At 74.8% G+C, this 20,619-nt stretch carries 7 protein-coding genes; all 7 read right to left on the reverse strand.

Features of this window, described 5'->3' with window-relative positions:
• Positions 1–8 precede the first annotated feature (8 nt).
• Positions 9–599, reverse strand: a complete 591-nt coding sequence (locus WMF33_RS13945) for a cysteine hydrolase family protein (protein WP_061623551.1) — start codon at positions 597–599, stop codon at positions 9–11.
• A 105-nt stretch (positions 600–704) separates the two neighbouring features.
• Entirely contained in the window at positions 705–13,220 is a 12,516-nt protein-coding gene (locus WMF33_RS13950; RefSeq protein WP_437337599.1) for an amino acid adenylation domain-containing protein, read from the reverse strand.
• Between the two features lie 46 nt (positions 13,221–13,266).
• A complete protein-coding gene (gene sbnB / locus WMF33_RS13955; protein ID WP_437337600.1) occupies positions 13,267–14,268 on the reverse strand; it encodes a 2,3-diaminopropionate biosynthesis protein SbnB in 1,002 nt (333 codons plus the stop codon).
• Between the two features lie 3 nt (positions 14,269–14,271).
• Positions 14,272–15,237 carry a 2,3-diaminopropionate biosynthesis protein SbnA gene (gene sbnA / locus WMF33_RS13960; RefSeq protein WP_437337601.1) on the reverse strand — a complete coding sequence of 322 codons (966 nt, stop codon included), beginning with the start codon at positions 15,235–15,237 and terminating at the stop codon, positions 14,272–14,274.
• 43 nt (positions 15,238–15,280) lie between these two features.
• Positions 15,281–17,284: a carbamoyltransferase family protein gene (locus tag WMF33_RS13965; RefSeq protein ID WP_437337602.1), complete on the reverse strand. Its 2,004-nt coding sequence runs from the start codon at positions 17,282–17,284 to the stop codon at positions 15,281–15,283.
• Positions 17,278–18,540: an acyl-CoA dehydrogenase family protein gene (locus WMF33_RS13970; protein ID WP_437337603.1), complete on the reverse strand. Its 1,263-nt coding sequence runs from the start codon at positions 18,538–18,540 to the stop codon at positions 17,278–17,280. Before WMF33_RS13970 ends, WMF33_RS13965 begins: the two co-directional genes overlap by 7 nt.
• A 79-nt stretch (positions 18,541–18,619) precedes the next feature.
• Positions 18,620–20,593, reverse strand: a complete 1,974-nt coding sequence (locus tag WMF33_RS13975; protein WP_437337604.1) for a carbamoyltransferase N-terminal domain-containing protein — start codon at positions 20,591–20,593, stop codon at positions 18,620–18,622.
• Positions 20,594–20,619 lie beyond the last annotated feature (26 nt).

The raw sequence follows: 20,619 nt of genomic DNA on the forward strand, positions 1-20,619 counted from the left end.
GCGCGCCGTCAGCCGAGCAGCTCTTCCCGGCTCGGCAGATCGTCGCTCTGGCGCAGGCGCTTGATGATCTCCGCGCCGGGCGCGATCGCGGCGCAGTACGACGCCATCCACTCGAGGGAGCGCTTCTTGTCCTCCTCCTTGAGCGAGAACACGCAGTCCTCGGGGACCCAGACCTTGTATCCGCGGAAGAACGCGTCCGCCGCCGTGGTCTGCACGCAGATCTGGGTCTGGATGCCCGTGACGAGCACCGTCTTGACGCCGAGCTCCTTGAGCTTGTCGTCGAGGGGCGTCTCGTAGAAGCCGCTGTCGCGGCCCTTGACCATCACGAGGTCGGACGGATGGACGAAGTCCTTGATCAGCTCGGCGTTCGGCGTCCCCTTGATCGCGGGGATCTCCTTGCCGCGGAAGCGCCGCTGGATCTGCGGATCGTTGGGATCGTTGATGAGCTGGAGGTGGACGACGACGTGCCCCAGGGCGCGGATGGCGCCGAGGAACATGTTGAATTGCGGCGCCACCCGGGTGAGGAGCTCGCGACCTCCAGGCATCTTGTCGATGAACTCGTACTGAAGGTCGTTGGTGAGCACGGCGATGTTGGGCATGATGGTCCTCTTCGATTCGGTTGATGGATTCGAGACGAGTCGGTCAAAGGCCCTTGCCCGCGACGCGCGCGGCAGGGCGGTGAAGCGCGTCGGCGCGCGCGCCGATCACTCGGGCGGCCCGGCGGCGCCCTCGCGGTCCGCGCCGGCCTCGGCCTCGAGCAGCGCCGCCCGGATGCGCTCGGCGAGCGCGCCGACGCGCGGCTTGCGGAGCAGCGTGTAGTGATCGCCGGCCGCGACGTGGCTCCTCAGGCCAGGGGCCCACCTGGCCCAGGCGGGCCGCGGGTCGCGGCGCGGCGAGGCCTCGGCGCGGAAGAGCTCCACCCGGGCCGACACCGCGCCGGGGGCGTAGCGCGCGAGCAGCGCCGCGTTCCGCTGGAACACGTCGAGCAGCGCCTCGAGCTCTGCGAGCGTGGTGCCGCGGGGCAGGGCGCCGAGCTCCTGCGCGCGCTCGAGCAGCCACGCGGCCCTCCCGCGGCGCGCGCCGTCGCCCAGCTCGGCGAGCGCCGCGGCGGCCGACGCGCCCGAGATCCCCGCGAGATCCGCGGCGAGCTGCGCGATCGGCGGGAGCTCGTCGCCGGGCTCGTCGAACGGCGGCAGGTACGCGTCGAGGAGGACGACGGCGGCCACGCGGCGCCCGCCGCGCTCGAGGACGCGGGCCATCTCGAAGGCCACGACGCCGCCCATCGACCAGCCGCCGAGGAGGTACGGCCCCTCGGGCTGGACGCGGCGGAGCTCCTCGCAGTACGCCTCGGCCATCTCGCCGACGCTGCCGAGCGGCCGCGGGGGGGTCTCCAGCCCGTACGCCTGGATGCCGTAGAAGGGGCGCTCGTCCCCGAGCGCGGCGGCGAGGTCGGCGTAGCAGAGGACGTTGCCGCCCACGGGGTGCACGAAGAAGAGCGGCGGGCGCGCGCCCCGCGTGTGGAGCGGGACCACGACCGAGGCGCGGCCCGGCGGCGCGCCGCCCCCGTCGCGCAGGAGCGCCGCGAGGCCCTCGACCGTCGGCGCGCGGAAGAGGCTGGTGAGCGGCAGATCGCGGCCGAAGCGGCCGCGGATCTCGGTCATGAGCCGCACGGCGAGCAGCGAGTGCCCGCCGAGCGAGAAGAAGTCGTCGGTCACGCCGACGCCGGGCGCGCCGAGGAGCTCCTCGAACAGGGCGCAGAGCTCGAGCTCGAGCCGGGTCCGCGGCGGCACGCGCGCGCCCTCCGCGAGCGCCGCGAGCGCCGCGGGCGCGGACGCGGCGAGCGCCCGGCGATCGATCTTGCCGCTCGGCGTCTGCGGCCACCGCTCGACCGGCACGAGCGCCGGCGGGACCATGTAGTCGGGCAGCCGAGCGGCGAGGAAGCGGCGCAGCGCGTCGGCGTCGGCGCGCCCGCCGCGCGGGATGAAGAAGCCCGCGAGCCGCACGTCGCCGGGCGCGTGCTCCCGGGTGACCACCGCCGCCTCGGCCACGTCCGGGTGGGACGCGAGCACGGCCTCGATCTCGCCGAGCTCGATGCGGAAGCCGCGGATCTTGACCTGCTCGTCGAGGCGGCCGAGGAAGTCGATCTCGCCGTTCGGCAGCCACCGCACGAGGTCGCCCGTGCGGTAGAGCCGCGCGCCCTCGGCCTCGGGGAACGCCGCGCGCACGAAGCGGGCGGCGGTGAGGTCGTCGCGGTTCAGGTAGCCGCGCGCGAGGCCGACGCCGCCGATGTGGAGCTCGCCGGGGATGCCGACGGGCGCCGGCTGGCCGCGGCCGTCGAGCACGTAGACCTGCGTGTTCGGCAGCGGGCGGCCGATCGTGGGCCGCGCGACGTCGGCGGTGTACTCGGCCGACGTCGCGAGCACCGTGGCCTCGGTGGGGCCGTAGCCGTTGAGGAACCGCCGGCCCCGCGCCCACCGCCGCGGCAGCTCCACCGGGCACACCTCGCCGGCGACGCACAGGACGCGCAGGTCGGGGAGCGTGTCGAAGCCGACCGCCATGAGGGCCGAGGGCGTGAGCATCGCGATCTGGATGCGCTCCTGCCGCAGGAGATCGATGAGCCCGGGCCCCGGCATGAGCGCCTCGGCGCGCGCGAGGCAGACGACGCCGCCGGCGGAGAGCGGGACGAAGATCTCCATCACGGAGACGTCGAAGCTGAGCCGGGTGAACTGGAGGACGCGCGTCCCCGGCTCGACGCCGAGCTGCTTGCGCTGCGCCTCGGCGAAGGCGGAGAGCGAGCGGTGCTCGATGAGCACGCCCTTGGGGCGGCCCGTCGAGCCGGAGGTGTAGATGACGTAGGCGAGGTCCTCGGGGAGCGCGCCGGCGTCGGGATCGTCCGCACGCTCGTGGGGGAAGGCGGGCTCGCTCTCGCCGAGCCGCACGACCGGCGGCAGCGCCGCGGGCAGCGCCTCGAGGAGCTCCGGCTGGGCGATGAGCAGCGCGGGGCGCGCGTCCTCGATCATGAAGGCGAGCCGGTCGCGCGGGTAGGTCGGGTCGAGCGGCACGTACGCGCCGCCGGCCTTCAGCACCGCGAGGAGCGCCACGATCATGTTGGGCGAGCGCGGCATGCACACGCCGACCAGCGCGCCGCGCCGGACGCCGCGGGCGCGGAGGTGGTGCGCGAGCTGGTTGGCCCGGCGGTTCAGCTCGCCGTAGCTCACCGCCGCGCCCTCGAAGAGGAGCGCGGTCCGCTCGGGGGCCGCGCCGGCCTGCGCCTCGAACAGGCGGTGCGCGCACGCGGCCTGAGGGGCGGGCTGCGCCGCGCCGCCGTCGCTGAACGTCCGCACGACGAGATCGCGCTCCTCGCGCCCGAGCAGCGGCAGGTCGCTGACGCGCAGATCGGGCCGCGCGGCGCTCGCCGCGAACAGGGCCTCGAGGTGGCCTCGCCAGCGCTCGATCGTGGACCTATCGAATAGCTCGGCGCTGAACTCGATGCCGCCGGAGATGTCCGTTTCGCCCTCCTCCAGCGCGAGCAGGAGGTCGAACTTCGCGGTCGCGGTGTCGACCTCGAACGGCGAGGCCTCGAGCCCGCCGAGCGCGCGCGGCCGCTCCGGCGCGCCCTGGAACGCGAAGGCGGCCTGGAAGAGCGGCGTGCGGCCGAGGTCGCGCTTCACCTGAAGGGCGTCCACCACCTGCTCGAACGGGACGTCCTGGTGCTCCTGGGCCTCGAGCGTCACCTGCCGGACCCGCCGCACGAGCTCGGCGAACGTGGGGTCGTCGTCGACGCGCACGCGGAGGACGAGCATGTTCACGAAGAAGCCGATGAGCGGCTCCATCTCGACCTGCGTGCGGCCGCCGGTCGGCGAGCCGACGGCCACGCCGGCGCGGCCCGTGTACCGGTGCAGGAGGGCGACGTAGCCGGCGAGGAGCACCATGAACATCGTCGCCCCCTCGCGCCGGCCGAGGGCGCGGAGCGCCTCGACGAGCGGCGCGGGCAGGCGCACGGGGACGGTGTCGCCGCGGTGGGAGAGGGCGCCGCCGCGCGGCCGGTCGGTGGGGAGCTCCAGCGGCTCGAGGTCGGCCAGCGCGCGCTTCCAGTACTCGAGCTGGCCGCGCCACGCGTCGGCCTGGGCGCGCTGCCAGATCGCGACGTCGGCGACCTGCACCGGGAGGGGCGGCAGGTCCGGCGCGCGGCCCGCGCGCGCGGCCTCGTAGCAGGCGGACAGCTCGCGGAGCAGGACGGGGATCGAGCCGCCGTCGCAGGCGACGTGGTGCGCGGTGACGAGGAGCGCGTGCTCCTCGTCGGCGAGGCGGAACAGCGCCGCGCGGAGGGGCGGGCCCGCGGCGAGGTCGAACGGCCGGCGCGCCTCCTCCTCCGCCGCGCGCCGCGCGGCCCGCGCCCGGTCCTGCGGCGGGACGCGGGACAGGTCGACGTGGCGCAGCTCGATCCGGGCCTCGGGGAGCACGACCTGGATCGGCTGGCCGCCGCGCACCTCGAACCGGGTCCGCAGCACCTCGTGGCGCGCGACGATCTGCTCGAGGCTCCGCGCGAGCGCGGCGCGATCGAGCGGGCCGCGGAGCAGGACCCCGATCGGCATGTTGTAGACCGCGGTGCCCGGCTGGAGCGCCTCGACGAACCAGAGGCGCTGCTGGGCGGGGGAGAGCGGCGCGTCGGCGCCGCGGTGCGCCGGGCGGAGCGGCCGGGGCGCGGCGCGGCGCCCGTCCTGCTTCGCCCGATCGATGCGCTCGGCGAGGGCGGCGATCGTCGGCGCGTCGAAGGCGGCGCGCAGCGGCAGGTCGACGCCGAACAGGCGCCGCGCGCGCGCGACGACCTGCACGGCGAGGAGCGAGTGGCCGCCGAGCGCGAAGAAGTCGTCGGTCGTCCCGAGGCCGTCTCGGCCGAGGACCTCGCCCCACACGCCGGCGAGGGCCTGCTCGGTCGGCGTCGCCGGCGCGCGCCGCGGGAGGGCCGCGGGGGCGGGCCGGCTGGGCGCCGGGAGCGCCTTGCGGTCGACCTTGCCGTTCGGGTTGAGCGGCCAGGCGTCGAGCTCGACGAAGGCGGACGGGACGAAGGGCTCCGGGAGCCGCTCGGCGACGAACGCCCGCAGCGCCTCGGCGTCGAGCGGCCGCCGGGCGAGGACGTAGGCGACGAGCCAGCGGCCGGCGGGGCCGTCGTCGCGCGCGAGCACGAGCGCCTCGCGGACGTCCGGGTGCGCGGCGAGCGCGGCCTCGGTCTCCGCCGGCTCGATGCGGAAGCCGCGGATCTTCACCTGGTGATCGAGACGGCCGAGGTACTCGAGCTCGCCGCTCGCGAGCCAGCGCGCGCGGTCGCCGGTGCGGTACATGCGCGCGCCGCGGGCCTCGTCGAGCGGGCAGGGGACGAACCGCTCGGCCGTGAGCTCGTCGCGCCCGAGGTAGCCGCGCGCGACGCCCGCGCCGGCGATGTAGATCTCGCCGGCCACGCCGACGGGCACCGGCTGCCTGCGGGCGTCGAGCACGTAGACCTGGGTGTGATCGATCGGCCGGCCGATCGTGGGGCGCGCGTCGGCGGTGACGGTCGCGCCGGTCGAGTACGTCGTGGTCTCGCTGGGGCCGTAGAGGTTGAGGAGCCGGCCGACGTGCGGCAGCGCGAGCACGTCGCGCGCGAGCGAGGCGCGGAGCGGCTCGCCGGCGAGGCACACGGTCCGCACGGAGGCGGGGATGCCCGAGGCCGCGAGCAGCGCTGCCGCGGCGGACGGCACGGTGTTGAGGAGCGTGACCTCGCCGGCGCGCCGGAGGGCGGGCAGCGCGAGCGCGTTGTCGGCGAGGACGACCTTGCCGCCCCAGCAGAGCGGCACGACGAGCTCGAAGACCGAGAGGTCGAAGCACGTGGACGTGGACGCGAGCACGCCGGCGAGCTCCTCGTCCGAGAACGCCCGCCGCGCCCACCACGCGAGCGCGGCGGCCTGGCGGTGCTCGATCACGACGGCCTTGGGCCGGCCCGTCGAGCCGGAGGTATAGATAAGGTAGGCCGCCTGGTCCGGCCGCCCCGGCTCCAGGGGGGCGAGCGGGGCGAGCGGTGCGGCGGCCGGGTCCGCCGCGCCGGCGGCGATCTCGTCGAGCAGCAGGACCTCGGACGACCCGGCTGGCACGAGCCCCGAGAGCGCGCGCTCGGTCACGAGCAGGTGCGCCGCCGCGTCCTCCAGGATGACCGCGAGCCGCTGGCGCGGGTACCCCGGGTCGAGCGGCACGTGGACGCCGCCGGCCTTGAAGATGGCCCAGAGCGCCACGACCAGGTCGAGCGTCCGCCGCACGCACAGGCCCACGCGCACCTCGGGCCGCACGCCGAGCGCGCGCAGGCGCTGCGCGAGCGCGTCGGCGCGGCGGCGGAGCTCGCCGTACGTGAGCTCGCCGCCGTCGGAGACCACGGCCACGGCGTCGGGCGACCGCTCGGCCTGCGCGTCGAAGAGCTCGTGCAGGCACGCGGCCGGCGGCGGCGGCGCGCTCGTGGCGTTCCACGCGACGAGCACCTCGCGCCGCTCGGCCGGCGTGAGGAGCGGGAGCTCGCCCACGCGCGCCGACGTCGCCTCGGCGGCGGCGCGCAGGATCGTCTCGTAGTGCCCCGCGAGCCGCGCGACGGTCGCGGGGTCGAACAGGTCGAGATCGAACTCGAGGGCGCCCTCGATGACGTCGCCGGTCTCGGTGAGGAAGAGCGTCAGGTCGAACCGCGCCTGCTCGACGTCGAGCTCGACCGGCGACACCGCGACGCCCGGCAGCGAGAGCGCGGGCGGGGGGACGTTCTGGAGCGCGAACATCACCTGGAACAGCGGGTTCCGGCGGAGATCCCGCTCGACGGCGAGCGCGTCGACGACGAGCTCGAAGGGGAGATCCTGGTGGGCGTACGCCTCGAGCGCGTCCGCCTTCACGCGGCCGACGAGCTCCTCGAAGCTCGGGTCGCCCTCGAGCCGCGCGCGCAGGACGAGCGTGTTGACGAACAGCCCGATGAGCGGCTCGATCTCGGCCCGCCCGCGGCCCGCCACCGGCGTGCCGACGCAGAAGTCCTCCTGGCCGCTGTAGCGGTGGAGCAGCGCCTCGAAGCCGGCGAGGAGCGTCATGAACAGCGTGGCCCCGAGCTCCTGGCTCCGGCGCCGGAGCGCGGCGGTGAGGTCGCGCGGCAGCTCGAACCGGTGCGTGCGCCCGCGGGACGAGCGCGCCGCGGGGCGGGGGCGGTCGGTGGGCAGCTCCAGCGGCGGCGCGCCGTCGAGCCGGCGGCGCCAGACCTCCCGCTCGGCCTGGAGCAGCTCCTGGGTGAGCTCCTGCCGCTGCCAGGCGGCGTAATCGGCGTACTGGATCGGCAGCGGGCGGAGCCGCGGCTCCTCCTTGCGCGCGAACGCCTCGTAGGCGGCGGTGAGCTCGCCCGCGAGCACGCCGAGCGACCACCCGTCCGAGGCGATGTGGTGGAGCGTGACGAGCAGCACGTGGTCGTCGGGCGCGAGCCGGAAGAGCGCCGCGCGCAGGAGCGGCCCCTGCGAGAGATCGAACGGCCTCGCGGCCTCCTCGGACGCGCGGCGCCGCGCGGACGCCTCCCGCTCGGGCGCGGGGAGCCCCGAGAGGTCGACGAGGGGGAGGGGCCACGCCTCCGGCGCGCCGTGGAAGCGCTGGACCGGGCGGCCGTCGACGGCGTGCAGCGTGGCGCGCAGGACCTCGTGCCGCCGGACCACCGCCGCGATCGCGCGGGCGAGCGCCTCCGGGTCGAGCGCGCCGCGCAGGCGGAGCGCCGCCGGCACGTTGTACGTGGCGCTCTCCGGCTCGAGCTGATCGAGGAACCAGAGCCGCTGCTGCGCGAACGAGAGCGCCACCTCGCCCTCGCGCGGCGCCGGCGAGAGCGGCCGGGGCGCAGGGCGCGCGCCCCCCTGGGCCTGCCGCTCGACGAGCGCGGCGAGCCGGGCGACGGTCGGCGCTTCGAAGATCCACCGGACGGCGACGTCGACGCCGAGCACGTCGCGCAGGCGGGCCGCCGCGCGGGTGGCCGAGAGCGAGTGCCCGCCCATCGCGAAGAAGTCGTCGTGCGCGCCGACGCGATCGACCCCGAGGACGGCGCGCCACACCTCGGCGATCGCCTGCTCGAGGCCGGTGCGCGGCGCCGTCCGCGCCGCGAGCTCCCCCGCGGCGCCCCACACGGGCGCGGGCAGCGCCTTGCGGTCGACCTTGCCGTTCGCGCTCAGCGGGAGCGCGTCGAGCGGGACGATCGCCGCGGGGATCATGTACGCCGGCAGGCGCGACGAGAGCTGCTCCTTGAGGGCGCCCGGATCGAACGACGGGGCCTCCGGGACCACGTACGCGACGAGCCGCGGGTCGCCCGGCGCGTCCTCGCGGGCGACCACGACGACATCGCGGATCCCCGCGCACCGCGCGGTCGCCGCCTCGATCTCGCCGAGCTCGATGCGGAAGCCGCGGAGCTTGATCTGGTGGTCGATCCGCCCGAGGAACACGAGCGCGCCGCCCGGCAGGCGCCGCACCAGGTCGCCGGTCCGGTACAGGCGCGCGCCCGCGGCGGGCGCGAACGGATCCGGCAGGAACGCCGCCGCGGTGCGCTCGGGGTCGTGGAGGTAGCCCCGGCCGACGCCGTCGCCGCCGACGTAGAGCTCGCCGGCGACGCCGAGCGGCACGGGCCGCCGCCGCCGATCGAGCACGTAGAGCTGCGTGTTCTGGATCGGGAGGCCGAGCGGCACGTACGCCGCGTCCTCGGGCGGGGGCTCGGCGAGGACGTGCTGGGCGACGTCGTCCGAGCACTCCGTCGGGCCGTAGGCGTTCATCAGCGGGATCTGCGGGAAGAGCGCGAGCCACCGCCGCGCGAGATCGGGCGGGAGCGCCTCGCCGGTGAGGACGAGCCACCGCAGGCCGTCGAGGCGCGGCCGGAAGCTCGGGCGCGACTCCAGCTCGTCGAGCGCCCCGCGCAGGAGCGACGGCACGATCTCCAGGACGGTGATGCCGAGGTCGCCCACGGCCTCGAGGAGGCGCGCCGGGTCGGTCGCGATCTCGTCCGGCACGAGCCGGCACGTCCCGCCCGCGAGCAGGGCGCAGAGCAGCTGCCACACCGAGATGTCGAAGCTGACCGGCGCGGTCTGCGCGACGACGTCCGACGGCCCGAGCCCGAGGGAGCGCACCTTCGCGAAGAGGTGGTTCAGCATCCCCCGGTGCTCGACCATCGCGCCCTTGGGCGCGCCGGTCGATCCCGACGTGAAGATGACGTAGGCGAGGTGCTCCGGCCGCGCGCGGGCCGGCGCTTCGTCGGGCGCGGCCGCGCCTTCGGCGAGCAGCTCGCCCGCCGAGAGCGCCTCGGGGGCGGCGGCGCACGCGGCCACGATCTCGTCCCGCAGCGCGCCCGGGATCGCGTCGCCCACGAGGAGGGGAGGGCCGCCCGCGCGCGTGAGGATGTCGGCGTTGCGCCGCGCCGGGTGCGCCGGGTCGAGCGGCACGTACGCGCCCGCCGCCTTGAAGGTCCCGAGCGCGAGCACCAGGAAATCGAGGTCGCGCCGCGTCAGCAGGGCGACAAGGCGGTCCGGGCCGACGCCGCGCGCCGCGAGCGCGCGCGCGACCTGATCGGAGAGGCGGTCGAGCTCCGCGTAGGAGAGCCGGAGGTCGCCGCAGGCGGCGGCGAGCCGGTCGGGCGTGCGGGCGGCCTGCTGCCGGAAGAGGTCGTGGAAGCAGACGCCTTCCGGGACGGGCGCCGCGGTGTCGTTGCAGCCCGCGATCAGGTACCGCTCCTCGTCCGGCGGGAGCAGCGCGAGCTCGTCGATCGGCCGGTCCGGATCCTCGGCGGCGGAGCGGAGGAGCACCTCCAGGTGGCCGGCCATGCGCTCGATCTCGTCGCGCGCGAAGCGGTCCTCGCGGTACTCGAGCGCGGCCGCGAGCTCGCCGCGCTCGCCATCGAAGCGGGCCACGCTGAGCCCCAGGTCGAACTTCGCGGTGCCCTCCACGGCCCCGTCCGGGGACCAGAGCACGGGACGCCACAGCGCCCCCTCGGCGCCCGCGGGCGGCTCCGAGACGCTCTCCAGCACGAAGCTCGCCTGGACCAGCGCGTCCCGCTCGCCAGGGCGCCCGGCGCCGGCGGCGCGCGCGACCTCGTCGAACGGCAGCTCGGCGTGGTCCATCGCCTCGGCCATGGTCCGGCGCACGCGGCGGACGAGCTCGCGGTACGTCGGTCTGCCGGAGAGATCGACGCGCAGGACGACCGTGTTCGCGAAGAAGCCGACGATCTCCTGGTGCTCGGGGCGGCTCCGGTTGGCGACGACGACGCCGATCCCGAAGTCCTCCTGCCCGGTCGTGCGGTGGAGCAGCGCCGCGTACACGGCGGCGAGGGCGACGAAGAGCGTCGCGTTCTCCGCCCGCGCGGCGGCGAGCGCCGCCTCGACGTGCGGCGCGGACAGCGAGAACCGGACCGTCCCGCCGGCGAAGGGCGACGCCGCCGGGCGCCGTCGCTCGGCGCCGAGGTCGAGCCGCGGCAGCCCCTCGAGCTTCGCCTTCCAGTGCGCCCGCTCCGCGTCCATGCGCGCGAGCGCGGCCCGCTGCGCGCGCGCGTAGCCGTCGTACCCGGGGGCCGGCCCCAGCGCCGCTCCGGCGCGGCCGGCCGCGCGCGCGGCGTAGGCCGCCGCGAGGTCGCGCACGAGCACCTCGATCGATCGGCCGTCGGTCACGAGGTGGTGCTGCGCGAAGAGCAGCACGTGGTGGCGCTCGCCGAGCGAGACCAGGCACACCCGCGTCAGCGGCCCGTCCTCGAGCGCGAACGGCCGCTGCCCCCATTCGGCGGCCAGCGCGCGCAGGCGCTCCTCGCGCTCCTCGCCCCCCGCCGCCTCGACGCGCGCGCGGGCGAGGGGCACCGCCACCTCGGGGAGCACGATCTGCCGCGGCTCCCCGCCGATCTCGCGGAACACCGTGCGCAGCGCCGGGTGCCGGTGGACCACGGCCGCGAGGCTCTCCTCGAGCTTCGCCTCGTCGAGCGCGCCGACGATCCGCGCGCCGAACACCACGTGATAGAGCGGGCTCTCCGGCGCGAATTTGCAGAAGAACCAGAGGCGGAGCTGGTGGGACGAGAGCTCGACCGGCTCCCCCGCCGCCGCGGGCGGCGCGGCGGGCGACTCGGCCCGCGCCGGCGCCTCGAGCGCCCCCGCGAGCGCCGCCGCGAGCTCCTCGACCGTGGCCGCCTGCCAGAGCAGCTGCGCCGGCACCGGGACGCCGAGCAGCTCCTCGAAGCGCGCCTGCAGCTCGATGCTCGCCAGCGAGTCGAGCCCGAGCGCCATGAGCTTCGAGGTCGGCGCGATGCTCCCGGCGTCCACCCGCGCGAGCCGGGCGAGCTCCTCGCGCGCCGCCTCGACGAGCAGGGCCGCCCTCCCCGCGGCGGGCACCGCGCGCAGCGCGAGCCGCAGCATCCGCGCCGGATCTGCCGCCGGCCGCGCCGGCTCCGCCGCCGCGCCGGCCGGCGCCTCCGGGGACAGCGACGCGACCAGCGCCTCGAGCGTCCCGTCGCGGAACCCCTGGGCGCACGCGTGCCGCTGGATCTTGCCGCTCGACGTCTTCGGGATCGTGCGCGGCCGGAGCAGCAGCACCGCGTGCGGCTGCACGTCGTGCTCCCTGGCGACGGCGGACCGCACCGCCTCCACCGCGTCCGGCGGCGGCTCGCCCCCGCCTCGCGCGTCGATCTCGGCCGCGATCCCGAGCCGCTCTTCCCCGCCGACCTCGATCGAGAACGCCGCGCAGCAGCCGGGGCGAACGCGCGGGTGCGCCGCCTCCACCGTGCGCTCGATGTCGTCGGGGTACAGGTTCCGCCCGCGGATGACGATGAGGTCCTTGATGCGCCCGGTGACGAACAGCTCTCCGCCCGCGAGGAACCCGAGATCCCCGGTGCGCAGGTACGGCGTGGCGTCGTCGTCCGCGAGGCGCGCGCCGAACGTGCGCGCCGTCTCCTCGGCGCGGCCCCAGTACCCGCCGGCGACGCTCGGGCCGGCGACCCAGATCTCGCCGATGTGCCCGTCCGCGAGGCGCTCGCCGCCCTCCGGCGACACGACGGCCACGCGCGCCCGGGGCGCCCCCGACGACACGAGCCGCCGCGCGCCTGCGCCCGCCGACGCCGGGTCCACCTCGAGCGAGACCCCGCGCGCGAGCGCGCCGGCGTCGACGCTCACGCACGCGGGCGGCGCGGCGCGGAGGCCCCCGGAGACGAACAGCGTCGCCTCGGCGAGCCCGTAGCACGGGTAGAACGCCTCCCGGCGGAAGCCGCACGGCGCGAACGTGGCCGCGAACCGGTCCAGGGTCTCGGCGCGGATCGGCTCCGCGCCGTTGAACGCCACCGTCCAGGAGCGGAGGTCGAGCGCCGCCAGATCCTCGGGCGTCGCCTTGCGAGCGCAGAGGTCGTAGGCGAAGTTCGGCCCGCCGCTCGTCGTGGCGCGGAAGCGCGAGATCGCCTTGAGCCACCGCATCGGCCGCTCCAGGAACGCGAGCGGCGACATCAGCGTGCACGGGAAGCCGACGAAGATCGGCTGCAGCACCTTGCCGATCAGCCCCATGTCGTGGAAGAGCGGCAGCCACCCGACGCCCGACGAGCCCGCGTCGTGCTCGAAGCCGGCGAGGATGGCGCGCTCGTTGGCCATCACGTTCGCGTGGCTCACCATCACGCCCTTCGGGTGCCCGGTGGAGCCGGACGTGTACTGGAGGAACGCGAGCGTCTCCCCGGAGATCGCCGGCGGCCGCCACGCCGAGGCCGCGCCGGGCTCGAGCGCGTCGGTGGCGATCCAGCGGAGCTGTCCGAGCTCCGGCGCCTGCTGCCCGAGGGCCTCCGCCATGGAGGCGATCATCGCGGTCGAGAGCACGAACCTCGCCCCCGCGTCGCGGGCGATCGCGCGGAGCCGCGGCAGGGTGCGATCCATCTGCGCGGGGTTCGGCGGGTACGTGGGGACTGCGATGACGCCGGCGTAGACGCAGCCCATGAACGCCGCGATGAAGTCGAGCCCCGGCGCGTAGAGGAGCAGCGCGCGCTCTCCGGCGCCCCCGGCCGCCTGGAGCGACGCCGCGATGCCCATCGCGCGGACGTGGAGATCGCGGTACGTCCACGCCTCGGCGCCGCCGTCCACGTCTCCGGTCGTCAGGAACCGGAAGACCAGGGCATCGCCCTGGGCCTCGGCGCGCAGCCGAAGGAGATCCACCAGGGTCGCGCAGCGATCCAGATCACCCACCAAAACACCGCTCATCGAAAAGCTCCCGCGCTCTCTCGCCCTCTGCGAAGCCCGCCCGGCGTCAGCGCGTCATGTCGAAGAAGTCGTCGATCCACGTCACGTCGCCCGCGGCCTCGGCGCGGGCGTAGGCCCACCGCGCCACCGCGAGATCGAGGATCCCCATCCCGAACGGCGAGAACACGATCGGCCTCGTCCGCGGTGCCGCGCACCGCCCGAGGAGCACCTCGGCGATCGTCCCCGTGACGAAGTCGCGCCGGCCGGACTCCTGCTCTGCCAGGTGGAGCGAGGTGCCGGCGCTCAGCACGTGCTCGACGCTGTCGACCACGTTGAACGAGGAGCGGACGATGCTCGGCGACAGGTCGCGCAGCGACAGGTGCAGCACGACCGGGTTGTGGGAGAACCAGCCCGCGTCGTGGACGTGCGGCGTCGCCGCCGAGGTCGTGAAGACGAGCAGATCGCTCCGCCGCACCACGGTCTCAAGGTCCTTCGCGACGCGGATCTCGCGGCGATCTTCGGGGTCGAAGGCGGCCGCGCGGAACCGCTCGGGCTCGGCGGGGTTCGTGTCGAACAGGAGCACCTCGGGGATCTCCCAGCCGAGGCGCGACAGGAACGAGACCACGTACCGGGCGATGAGCCCGGTTCCGACGATTCCGAGCGAGCGCGCGCGCCGCCCCCCGGACAGCGCCGCCGCCGCGGAGACCGCGGACGCCGCGGTGCGCGCCGCCGAGATGATCGAGCCCTCGAGGCACGCGAACGGATACCCGTTGTCCGCGCGGTTCAGGACGATCACCGCCGACGCCCGGGGGATGCCTTGCCGGACGTTCGCCGGATAGCTGGCGATCCACTTGATCCCCGACACGGGCTCTCCGCCGCCGAGGTGGGCCGGGAGCGCGATGATCCGCGCGTCCGGCCGGTCGGGGAAGCGGAGGAAATAGCTGTTCGGACAGACCACCTCACCGCGGTGGCCGGCGAGGTACGCGCCCTCGACCGCCTCGACGCACTCCTCGGGGCTCTCCTCGATGAGGCGACGGATGACATTGCCAGAGACCACACCAAAGCGCATCGATCATCCCTCGGCGTATCGCGACGCCCACGCAGGGTTGTAAACGGTGTCGAGATAAGGCACGCCGCGGTCCGCGCAGAGGAACAGGACCCTCGGCCTCGTGAGGCCGGTCGCCCGGCCGAAATAGCGCTGGATCGCCGCGTAGACCGTCCCCGTCGAGCCGCCGACGAGCAGCCGGTGGCGGTCGAGCATCGTCCGGCACGCGGCGATCGACTCCACCTCTGGGACGATCACGACGTCGTCGATCAGCGCCTCTCGCAGGAGATCGGGCACGACCCCCGCGCCGATCCCCGGGATGCGGCGCGGCCGCGGCGGGCCGCCGAAGATCACCGACCCCTCGGCGTCCACCGCGACGATCTTCACCCCGCGGAAGTGCTCCTTCAGGCGCCGCGACAGCCCGGCGACCGTCCCCGCCGAGCTCACGGCGACGAACACGAAATCGAGCTCCGTGAACGCCTCGCAGATCTCCCGGCCCGTCGTGTGGAAATGGGCCATCATCCCGTCGGGGTTCTTGTACTGGTTGGGCCAGTAGGCCTTCGGGAGCGAGGCGCAGAGCGACTGCACGCGGGCGAGCCGCGTCTTGAGGAAGCCCCCCGTGTCGTCCCGCTCCTCGACCTTCACGACCCGCGCGCAGAGCGAGCGGAGCACGTGCTCGTTCACCGCGGAGATGTGGGGATCGATCACGGGGATGTAGTCGAGCCCGAGGAGCTGCGCGTACGCGGCGAGCGCGATGGCGAAGTTGCCGGACGACGACTCCACCACCGTCGTCCGCGGGTCGATCTCGCCGCGCTCGATCGCCGACTTCAGGATCCAGAGCGCGGGGCGGTCCTTGATGCTCCCGACCGCGCTGCAGTACTCGAGCTTGACGAAGAGCTCGAGGCGCTCGTGGTCGAGCCGCACGACCGGCGTCTCGCGGAGCATGCTGACGAGCGTGGCCGCCCGCGAGAGGAGTTGTTCTTGATGAAGCATGCAGGCTTTACCACCCTCAAGGCGCTGGACAGGCACCCACGAACTAGGCCTCTCTCGGGCGCAGCGACACGAGCCGCTGCGACCAGAGCCCCTCGATCTCTAGGACCGCCTTCTGCATGCGCGCGGGCTCGCCGGCGCCGGCCTCCGCGAGCAGCTCGCCGATCGAGCGCGCGCCGTCCGCGCGCATCAGCGCCTCGCCCACATCGGGCGACACGCTCGCCCGCGCGCCGGCGTCGTACGTGTTCCGCAGCTCGAAGACCGAGGTCGCGCGATCCATCGCGACGAACCTGTGGATCTGGTCCACGCGGACGTGCCTCGGGATCTCGAGCGCGAGCGTCGCGAGGTCCTCCCACGTCCACGGCCGCTTCTCGACGAAGTAGTCGCCGATCGCGAGGTAATGGAGCCCGGTCGTCAAGAAGCTCGTCACCACGTCGTGCGCGGAGTCGACGATCGGCTCCACGTTGTTGTTGAACGAGGTGTTGAGCAGCACCGGCACGCCGGTCCGGTCCTTGAACGCCTTGAGGAGGCCGTAAAAGCGCGGGTTCGACCGCTGCGACACCGTCTGGACGCGCGCCGTGCCGTCCACGTGCGTCGTCGCCCCGAGGACGCTCCGCTTGTCCTCCCGGACCTTGAGCACGAAGATCATGAAGGGGAACTCGCCCTCTCCGGCCGGGAGCTCGAAGAACTCGCGCGCGTCCTCCGCCAGCACGGCGGGCGCGAACGGGCGGTAGGCCTCGCGCTTCTTGACCATCGCGTTCACGAGGTCCTTGTTCGCGGCCGGCCTCGGGTCGGCCAGGATGCTGCGGTGTCCGAGCGCCCGGGGCCCGAACTCGGACCCGCCCTGCGCCCAGCCCACGGCGGCACCGCCGGCGATCACGTCGGCGACGCGCCCCGGCAGATCCGCGGCGCGCTCGCTCCGGACGAAGCGGGACCAGCCGGCGAGCTCGCGGCCGATCTCCGCCTCTCCGCCGACGTCGCTGCCCCAGAACACGTGCTCGAGCCGCCGCCGCGACGTGAGGGCCCCCGCGGCGAGGTTCGTGTACAGCGCGGCCCCGAGCGCGCAGCCCGCGTCGTGCGCCGCCGGCTGCACGAAGACGCGCTCGAACAGGCCCGAATACAGGACTTTCCCGTTCATCGTGCAGTTGTGCGCGACGCCGCCGGCCAGGCACAGCCGCGTCTTGCCCGTCGCCTCGCGCTGGTGGCGGAGCACGTGCAGCGCGATCGCCTCCAGCGCCTCCTGGAGCGACGCCGCGACGTCGCGGTGCTGCTGCGTGAACGGGCCGCCCTTCTGGCGCACCTCGATCACCTGCGCGAGCGCTCCCACGCGGTCGCGGTACACCTCGTAATCGCCGCCCGGCAAGAGCGTGTAGAGCGCGCTCATCTGCGCGCGGTACCGCGCGGGATCGCCGTACGGCGCGAGGCCCATCACCTTGTACTCGTCGAACACGCCGTAGCCGAGGAGGTTGATCACCGCGACGTAGAAGTTCCCGAGCGACTTCGACTCTGGCATCGTCGACAGGACGTCGATCCGGTCGCCCGAGCCCACGGCCACGAGCCCGGACAGGAAGTCTCCCGATCCGTCGATCGCCACGATCAGGCTGTCGTCGAAGCCCGACAGGAGGTAGGTGCTCGCCGCGTGCGCCTGGTGGTGCGGGACGAAGACGATCTTGTCCCGGTCGATCGGGCGCCCGAAGCCCTGGCCGAGCTTCGCCGCGAGCAGCGTGCGCGCGTCGATGCGCGGCAGCGCGCCGCCGGTCAGGAGGCGCACCCGCGCGAGGAGCGCGTTGCAGTACTCCTCGCTCGCGTAGAACGCGATCCGGTCCACCCGGTCGATGTCGACGCCGCGCCGGGCGAGGCAGAAGCGGATCGCCTCCATCGGGAACTTGTTGGAGTGCTTGATGCGGTTGAGCCGCTCCTCCTCGATCCCCGCGACGACCTCTCCGCCCTCCACCAGCACGGCCGCGCCGTCGTGCGTGAAGCTCTGCGGGATGTCGTACATCTCCTCGTGGGCGAAGCTCAGCCCGCCTGAGAGCCCCAGCGTCAGCATGTCTCCTCCTTGCCGCTCGCGCTCATCGCGCCATCGAGCCACGGCGACGACGCCGCGCCGTCGAACTCGCCCTCTCCGAGCGCGCGCCGCCCGTGGGCGCGCTCGATGACGGCGTTCACCTCCGGTCCGAGCGGGCCGAAGACGACCTCCTTGCTCAGCCGCTCGAGGACGCTGTCCCCGGCGTACGCGCGCGCGCCGACGATGCCGCGCGCCGCCGCGACGATCTCCTCGGCGCACCTCGTCCCGCCGTACTTCGCCGCCCCGGCGAGCTCGTAGAGCCCCGGGAGCCGCTCGGCGCGGTCCCGCGCGCCGCGGATGGCGCCCATCGCCTCGCCCGCCTCGCGGACCGCCGCGCACGCGGCGCGGTAGCGGATCACGAGGCGCCCGACGTCGACGACCATGCCGTCCAGCTCGGCGAGCGGCGCGCCCTCCCGGGCGCGGACCGTCCGGAGGAACCGGCGCGACTCCTCGATCGCCCGGGCCGCGGCGCCGAGGTAGAGCGATGGAATCAGCGCCTGGTGCCAGACCATCTCGAACAGGAGGAGCTGAATCACCTCCGGCGCCTGGCCGCCGAGCAGGAAGTCTTCCTCGGGCACGAAGAGGTCGTGAAAGACGATCCGGCGCGTGTCGGAGTCGATCATGGCGTCCGGGAACAGGTAAGGGCCGATCTCCACGGCCGCGTTGCCGCGCGGCCGCGTCATCAGGACCGCGGGGAAGCCCTCCTCGAGCGCGGTCGTGAAGATGAGGAGATCCCCCTCGGTCGCGAGCGACGTGTACGACGCTGCGCCGCTCACCACGTATCCGCCGTCGACCTTCCGGGCCCGCGTCCCCACCGCGCCCACGCGGTCTCCGTGCACCCGCGAGTTCGTGTTGGCGACGAGCCGGCGCTCCTCGACGATCTCGGCGAGCAGCGCGCGCCGCCGCGCGTCGAGCCGCTCGTCGTCGCCGATGGGGAAGGTGGCTATCGCGGAGCTCACGTAAAAGTGGTTCTCCACCGCGAGCGCGACCGCCGGGGAGACGCCCCCGAGCCGGTGCAGCACGTGCGCGCACGCGCGGAACAGGCCCGCCGCGTCCCCCTCGTAGACGAGCCCCAAGAACGGCAGATCCGTCGACCGGAACACCCGGTAGAAGGCCGGGAGATCCCTGTCGGCGAGCGCCTTCTTCAGCGCGTCCTCCGCGAGCTCCGTTTGCCGCGCGAGGTCGATCCGCGGGCGCGCCCGGCGCCCGGCGCCCATGATCATGTCATTCGAGCTCACCGCTCTTCTCCTTGCATCCGTCGTGTCCCAACCCGCGATCCCGTCGCCCTCGCGCGCGCTCACGTGCGCCACGCGCGCCTCACGCGCGCTCGGCCGGCGCGAGCCGGATGAGCCGCTCCGTCCAGAGGGCCCAGAGCTCGCCCGCGACCTCGGCCCCCGCGCCGCCCGGCAGCGCCGCGACGGGCCGGCTCCCGTCGGCCTTCGCCAGCACGTCGTACGCGGATCGCGAGATCTTGCGGCGGAGCCCGCGGTCGTAGCTCGTCCGCAGCTCCCACGCGTCGCCCGGGCGCGCGCCGTCGTGCCACCCGCGCGTGCGGACCACCTGGGTCGAGCGCGGGAGCGACACGGCCATGCCGAGCCTGTCCTCGACCGACGCGCTCTTCTTGCGGACGAGCACGTCGTCCACGAAGGCGGCCTCGAGGCCGCTCGTGAGGAGCAGCGCGACGACGTCGTCGACGGTCTCGGCCGGCGGCTCCGCGCCGTCGTCGAGCGACGTCACGAGCAGCGCGCCGACCCCGGAGCGCTCCTTGAACGCGCCGAGCAGCGCGAACAGCCGGGGATCCGCCGCCTCGAGGACCACCCGCGCGCGGACGGTGCCGCCTTCGTGCAGCGCCGCGGCGAGCGCCGCCTTGCGCTCGTGCCGGACGCGGAGGGCGAAGCTCTTCCAACAGAGCTGCTCCGCCGCGCACGGCAGCATCAGGCACTCGGCCGCGTCCTCGGCGAGCATCGCGACCGAGATCGGCCGGTGCGGCGCGCGCCGCTTCATCGCGTTCAGCGCCGCCCGCCGCCGCTCGTCCCGCGGATCCGCGACGATCACGCGGCGCCCGAGCGCCACGAGCCCCATCTCCGAGCGGCCGTTGGCCCACCCGACGGCGGCGCCGCCGTCGATGAGCGCGGCGGCCTCGCGGGCCGGCGCGGCGCTGCGCTCCGCCGTCACGAAGGCGCCCCAGCGGCGCAGCGCGGGGAGCGCCGCGTCGGCGGTGCCGAGGTCCGTCCCCCAGGCCACGTGATCGAGCGCGGCGCGGCGCGGCGGCGCGTCGGCCGCGTAGAGCGCGGCCCCGAGGGCGCAGCCGGCGTCGTGCGCGGCGGGCTGGACGAACACCTCGTCGAACAGGCCGCTCGCGAGGACGCGGGAGTTGACGGCGCAGATCTGCGCGCCCCCCCCGGCCAGGCACAGCCGCCGGACGCCGCTCGCGGTCCGGTGGTGGCGCAGCACGTGGAGCACGATCTCGGAGAGCGCCTCTTCGAGCGCGGCGATCACGTCCTTGTGCGCCTGCTCGACCGGCTCGCCGCGCAGCCTGCCCGGCGCCTTCGAGACCACGGCGGCGAGGCGCTGGAACGCGAGGTCGTAGTCGCCGTCCGGCAGGAGCGTGTACACCTCGCGCATCGCGGCGCGGTGCACGGCCGGGTCGCCGTGCGGGGCGAGCTCCATCGCCTCGGCCTCCTCGAAGGGGCTGTACCCGAGCGCTCGGATCGTGCGGTGGCACAGCTCGCCGAGCGACTTCTGCGGCGAGAAGGCCGCGAGCTCCGTGAGGCACGACCGGGCGCCGCGCGTCGATGTCCCGGTGAAGACCCCGCCCTCGTTGTCGATGACGTAGACGAGCGACCGCTCGAAGCCCGACATCGCCGCCGCGCTCACCGCGTGCGTCAGCCGGTGCGGCACGAAGACGATCCGCTCCGGATCGATCGCGCACTTCATCTCTCGCTGGATGGCCGCCTGGAGCAGGCCGCGCGCGTCGGGGACGCCGGCGAGCTCGGGGAACGCCGCGCGCAGGCGCCCGACGAGGAAATTGGCCGTCTCCTCGCTCGAGTAATACGCGATCCGGTCCACGTCCTGGAGGGCGACGCCCCGCTGCCGCAGGCAGGCCCGCAGCGCGTCGAACGGGAACTTGTTCGTCCGGCGGACGCGGTTCAGCCGCTCTTCCTCGATCGCGGCCACCACCTGCCCGTCCTCGACCAGCACGGCCGCCGCGTCGTACGTGAAGTACTGCGGCGCGTCGTAACGGCAGTCGTAGACGGGATCCAAGCCTCCGGCGAGGCCCAGAGTCAGCATGCGCTCCTCCATCCTTCGGTTGGGAC

The sequence above is a fragment of the Sorangium sp. So ce394 genome (assembly GCF_051474665.1).
Classification (GTDB): Bacteria; Myxococcota_A; Polyangia; order Polyangiales; family Polyangiaceae; genus Sorangium; species Sorangium cellulosum_D.

Excerpts from the sequence above, each read along its gene's own strand:
- WMF33_RS13945 (WP_061623551.1), bottom strand. The coding sequence starts at position 599 with ATGCCCAACATCGCCGTGCTCACCAACGACCTTCAGTACGAGTTCATC.
- WMF33_RS13950 (WP_437337599.1), bottom strand. The coding sequence starts at position 13,220 with ATGAGCGGTGTTTTGGTGGGTGATCTGGATCGCTGCGCGACCCTGGTG.
- sbnB (WP_437337600.1), bottom strand. The coding sequence starts at position 14,268 with ATGCGCTTTGGTGTGGTCTCTGGCAATGTCATCCGTCGCCTCATCGAG.
- sbnA (WP_437337601.1), bottom strand. The coding sequence starts at position 15,237 with ATGCTTCATCAAGAACAACTCCTCTCGCGGGCGGCCACGCTCGTCAGC.
- WMF33_RS13965 (WP_437337602.1), bottom strand. The coding sequence starts at position 17,284 with ATGCTGACGCTGGGGCTCTCAGGCGGGCTGAGCTTCGCCCACGAGGAG.
- WMF33_RS13975 (WP_437337604.1), bottom strand. The coding sequence starts at position 20,593 with ATGCTGACTCTGGGCCTCGCCGGAGGCTTGGATCCCGTCTACGACTGC.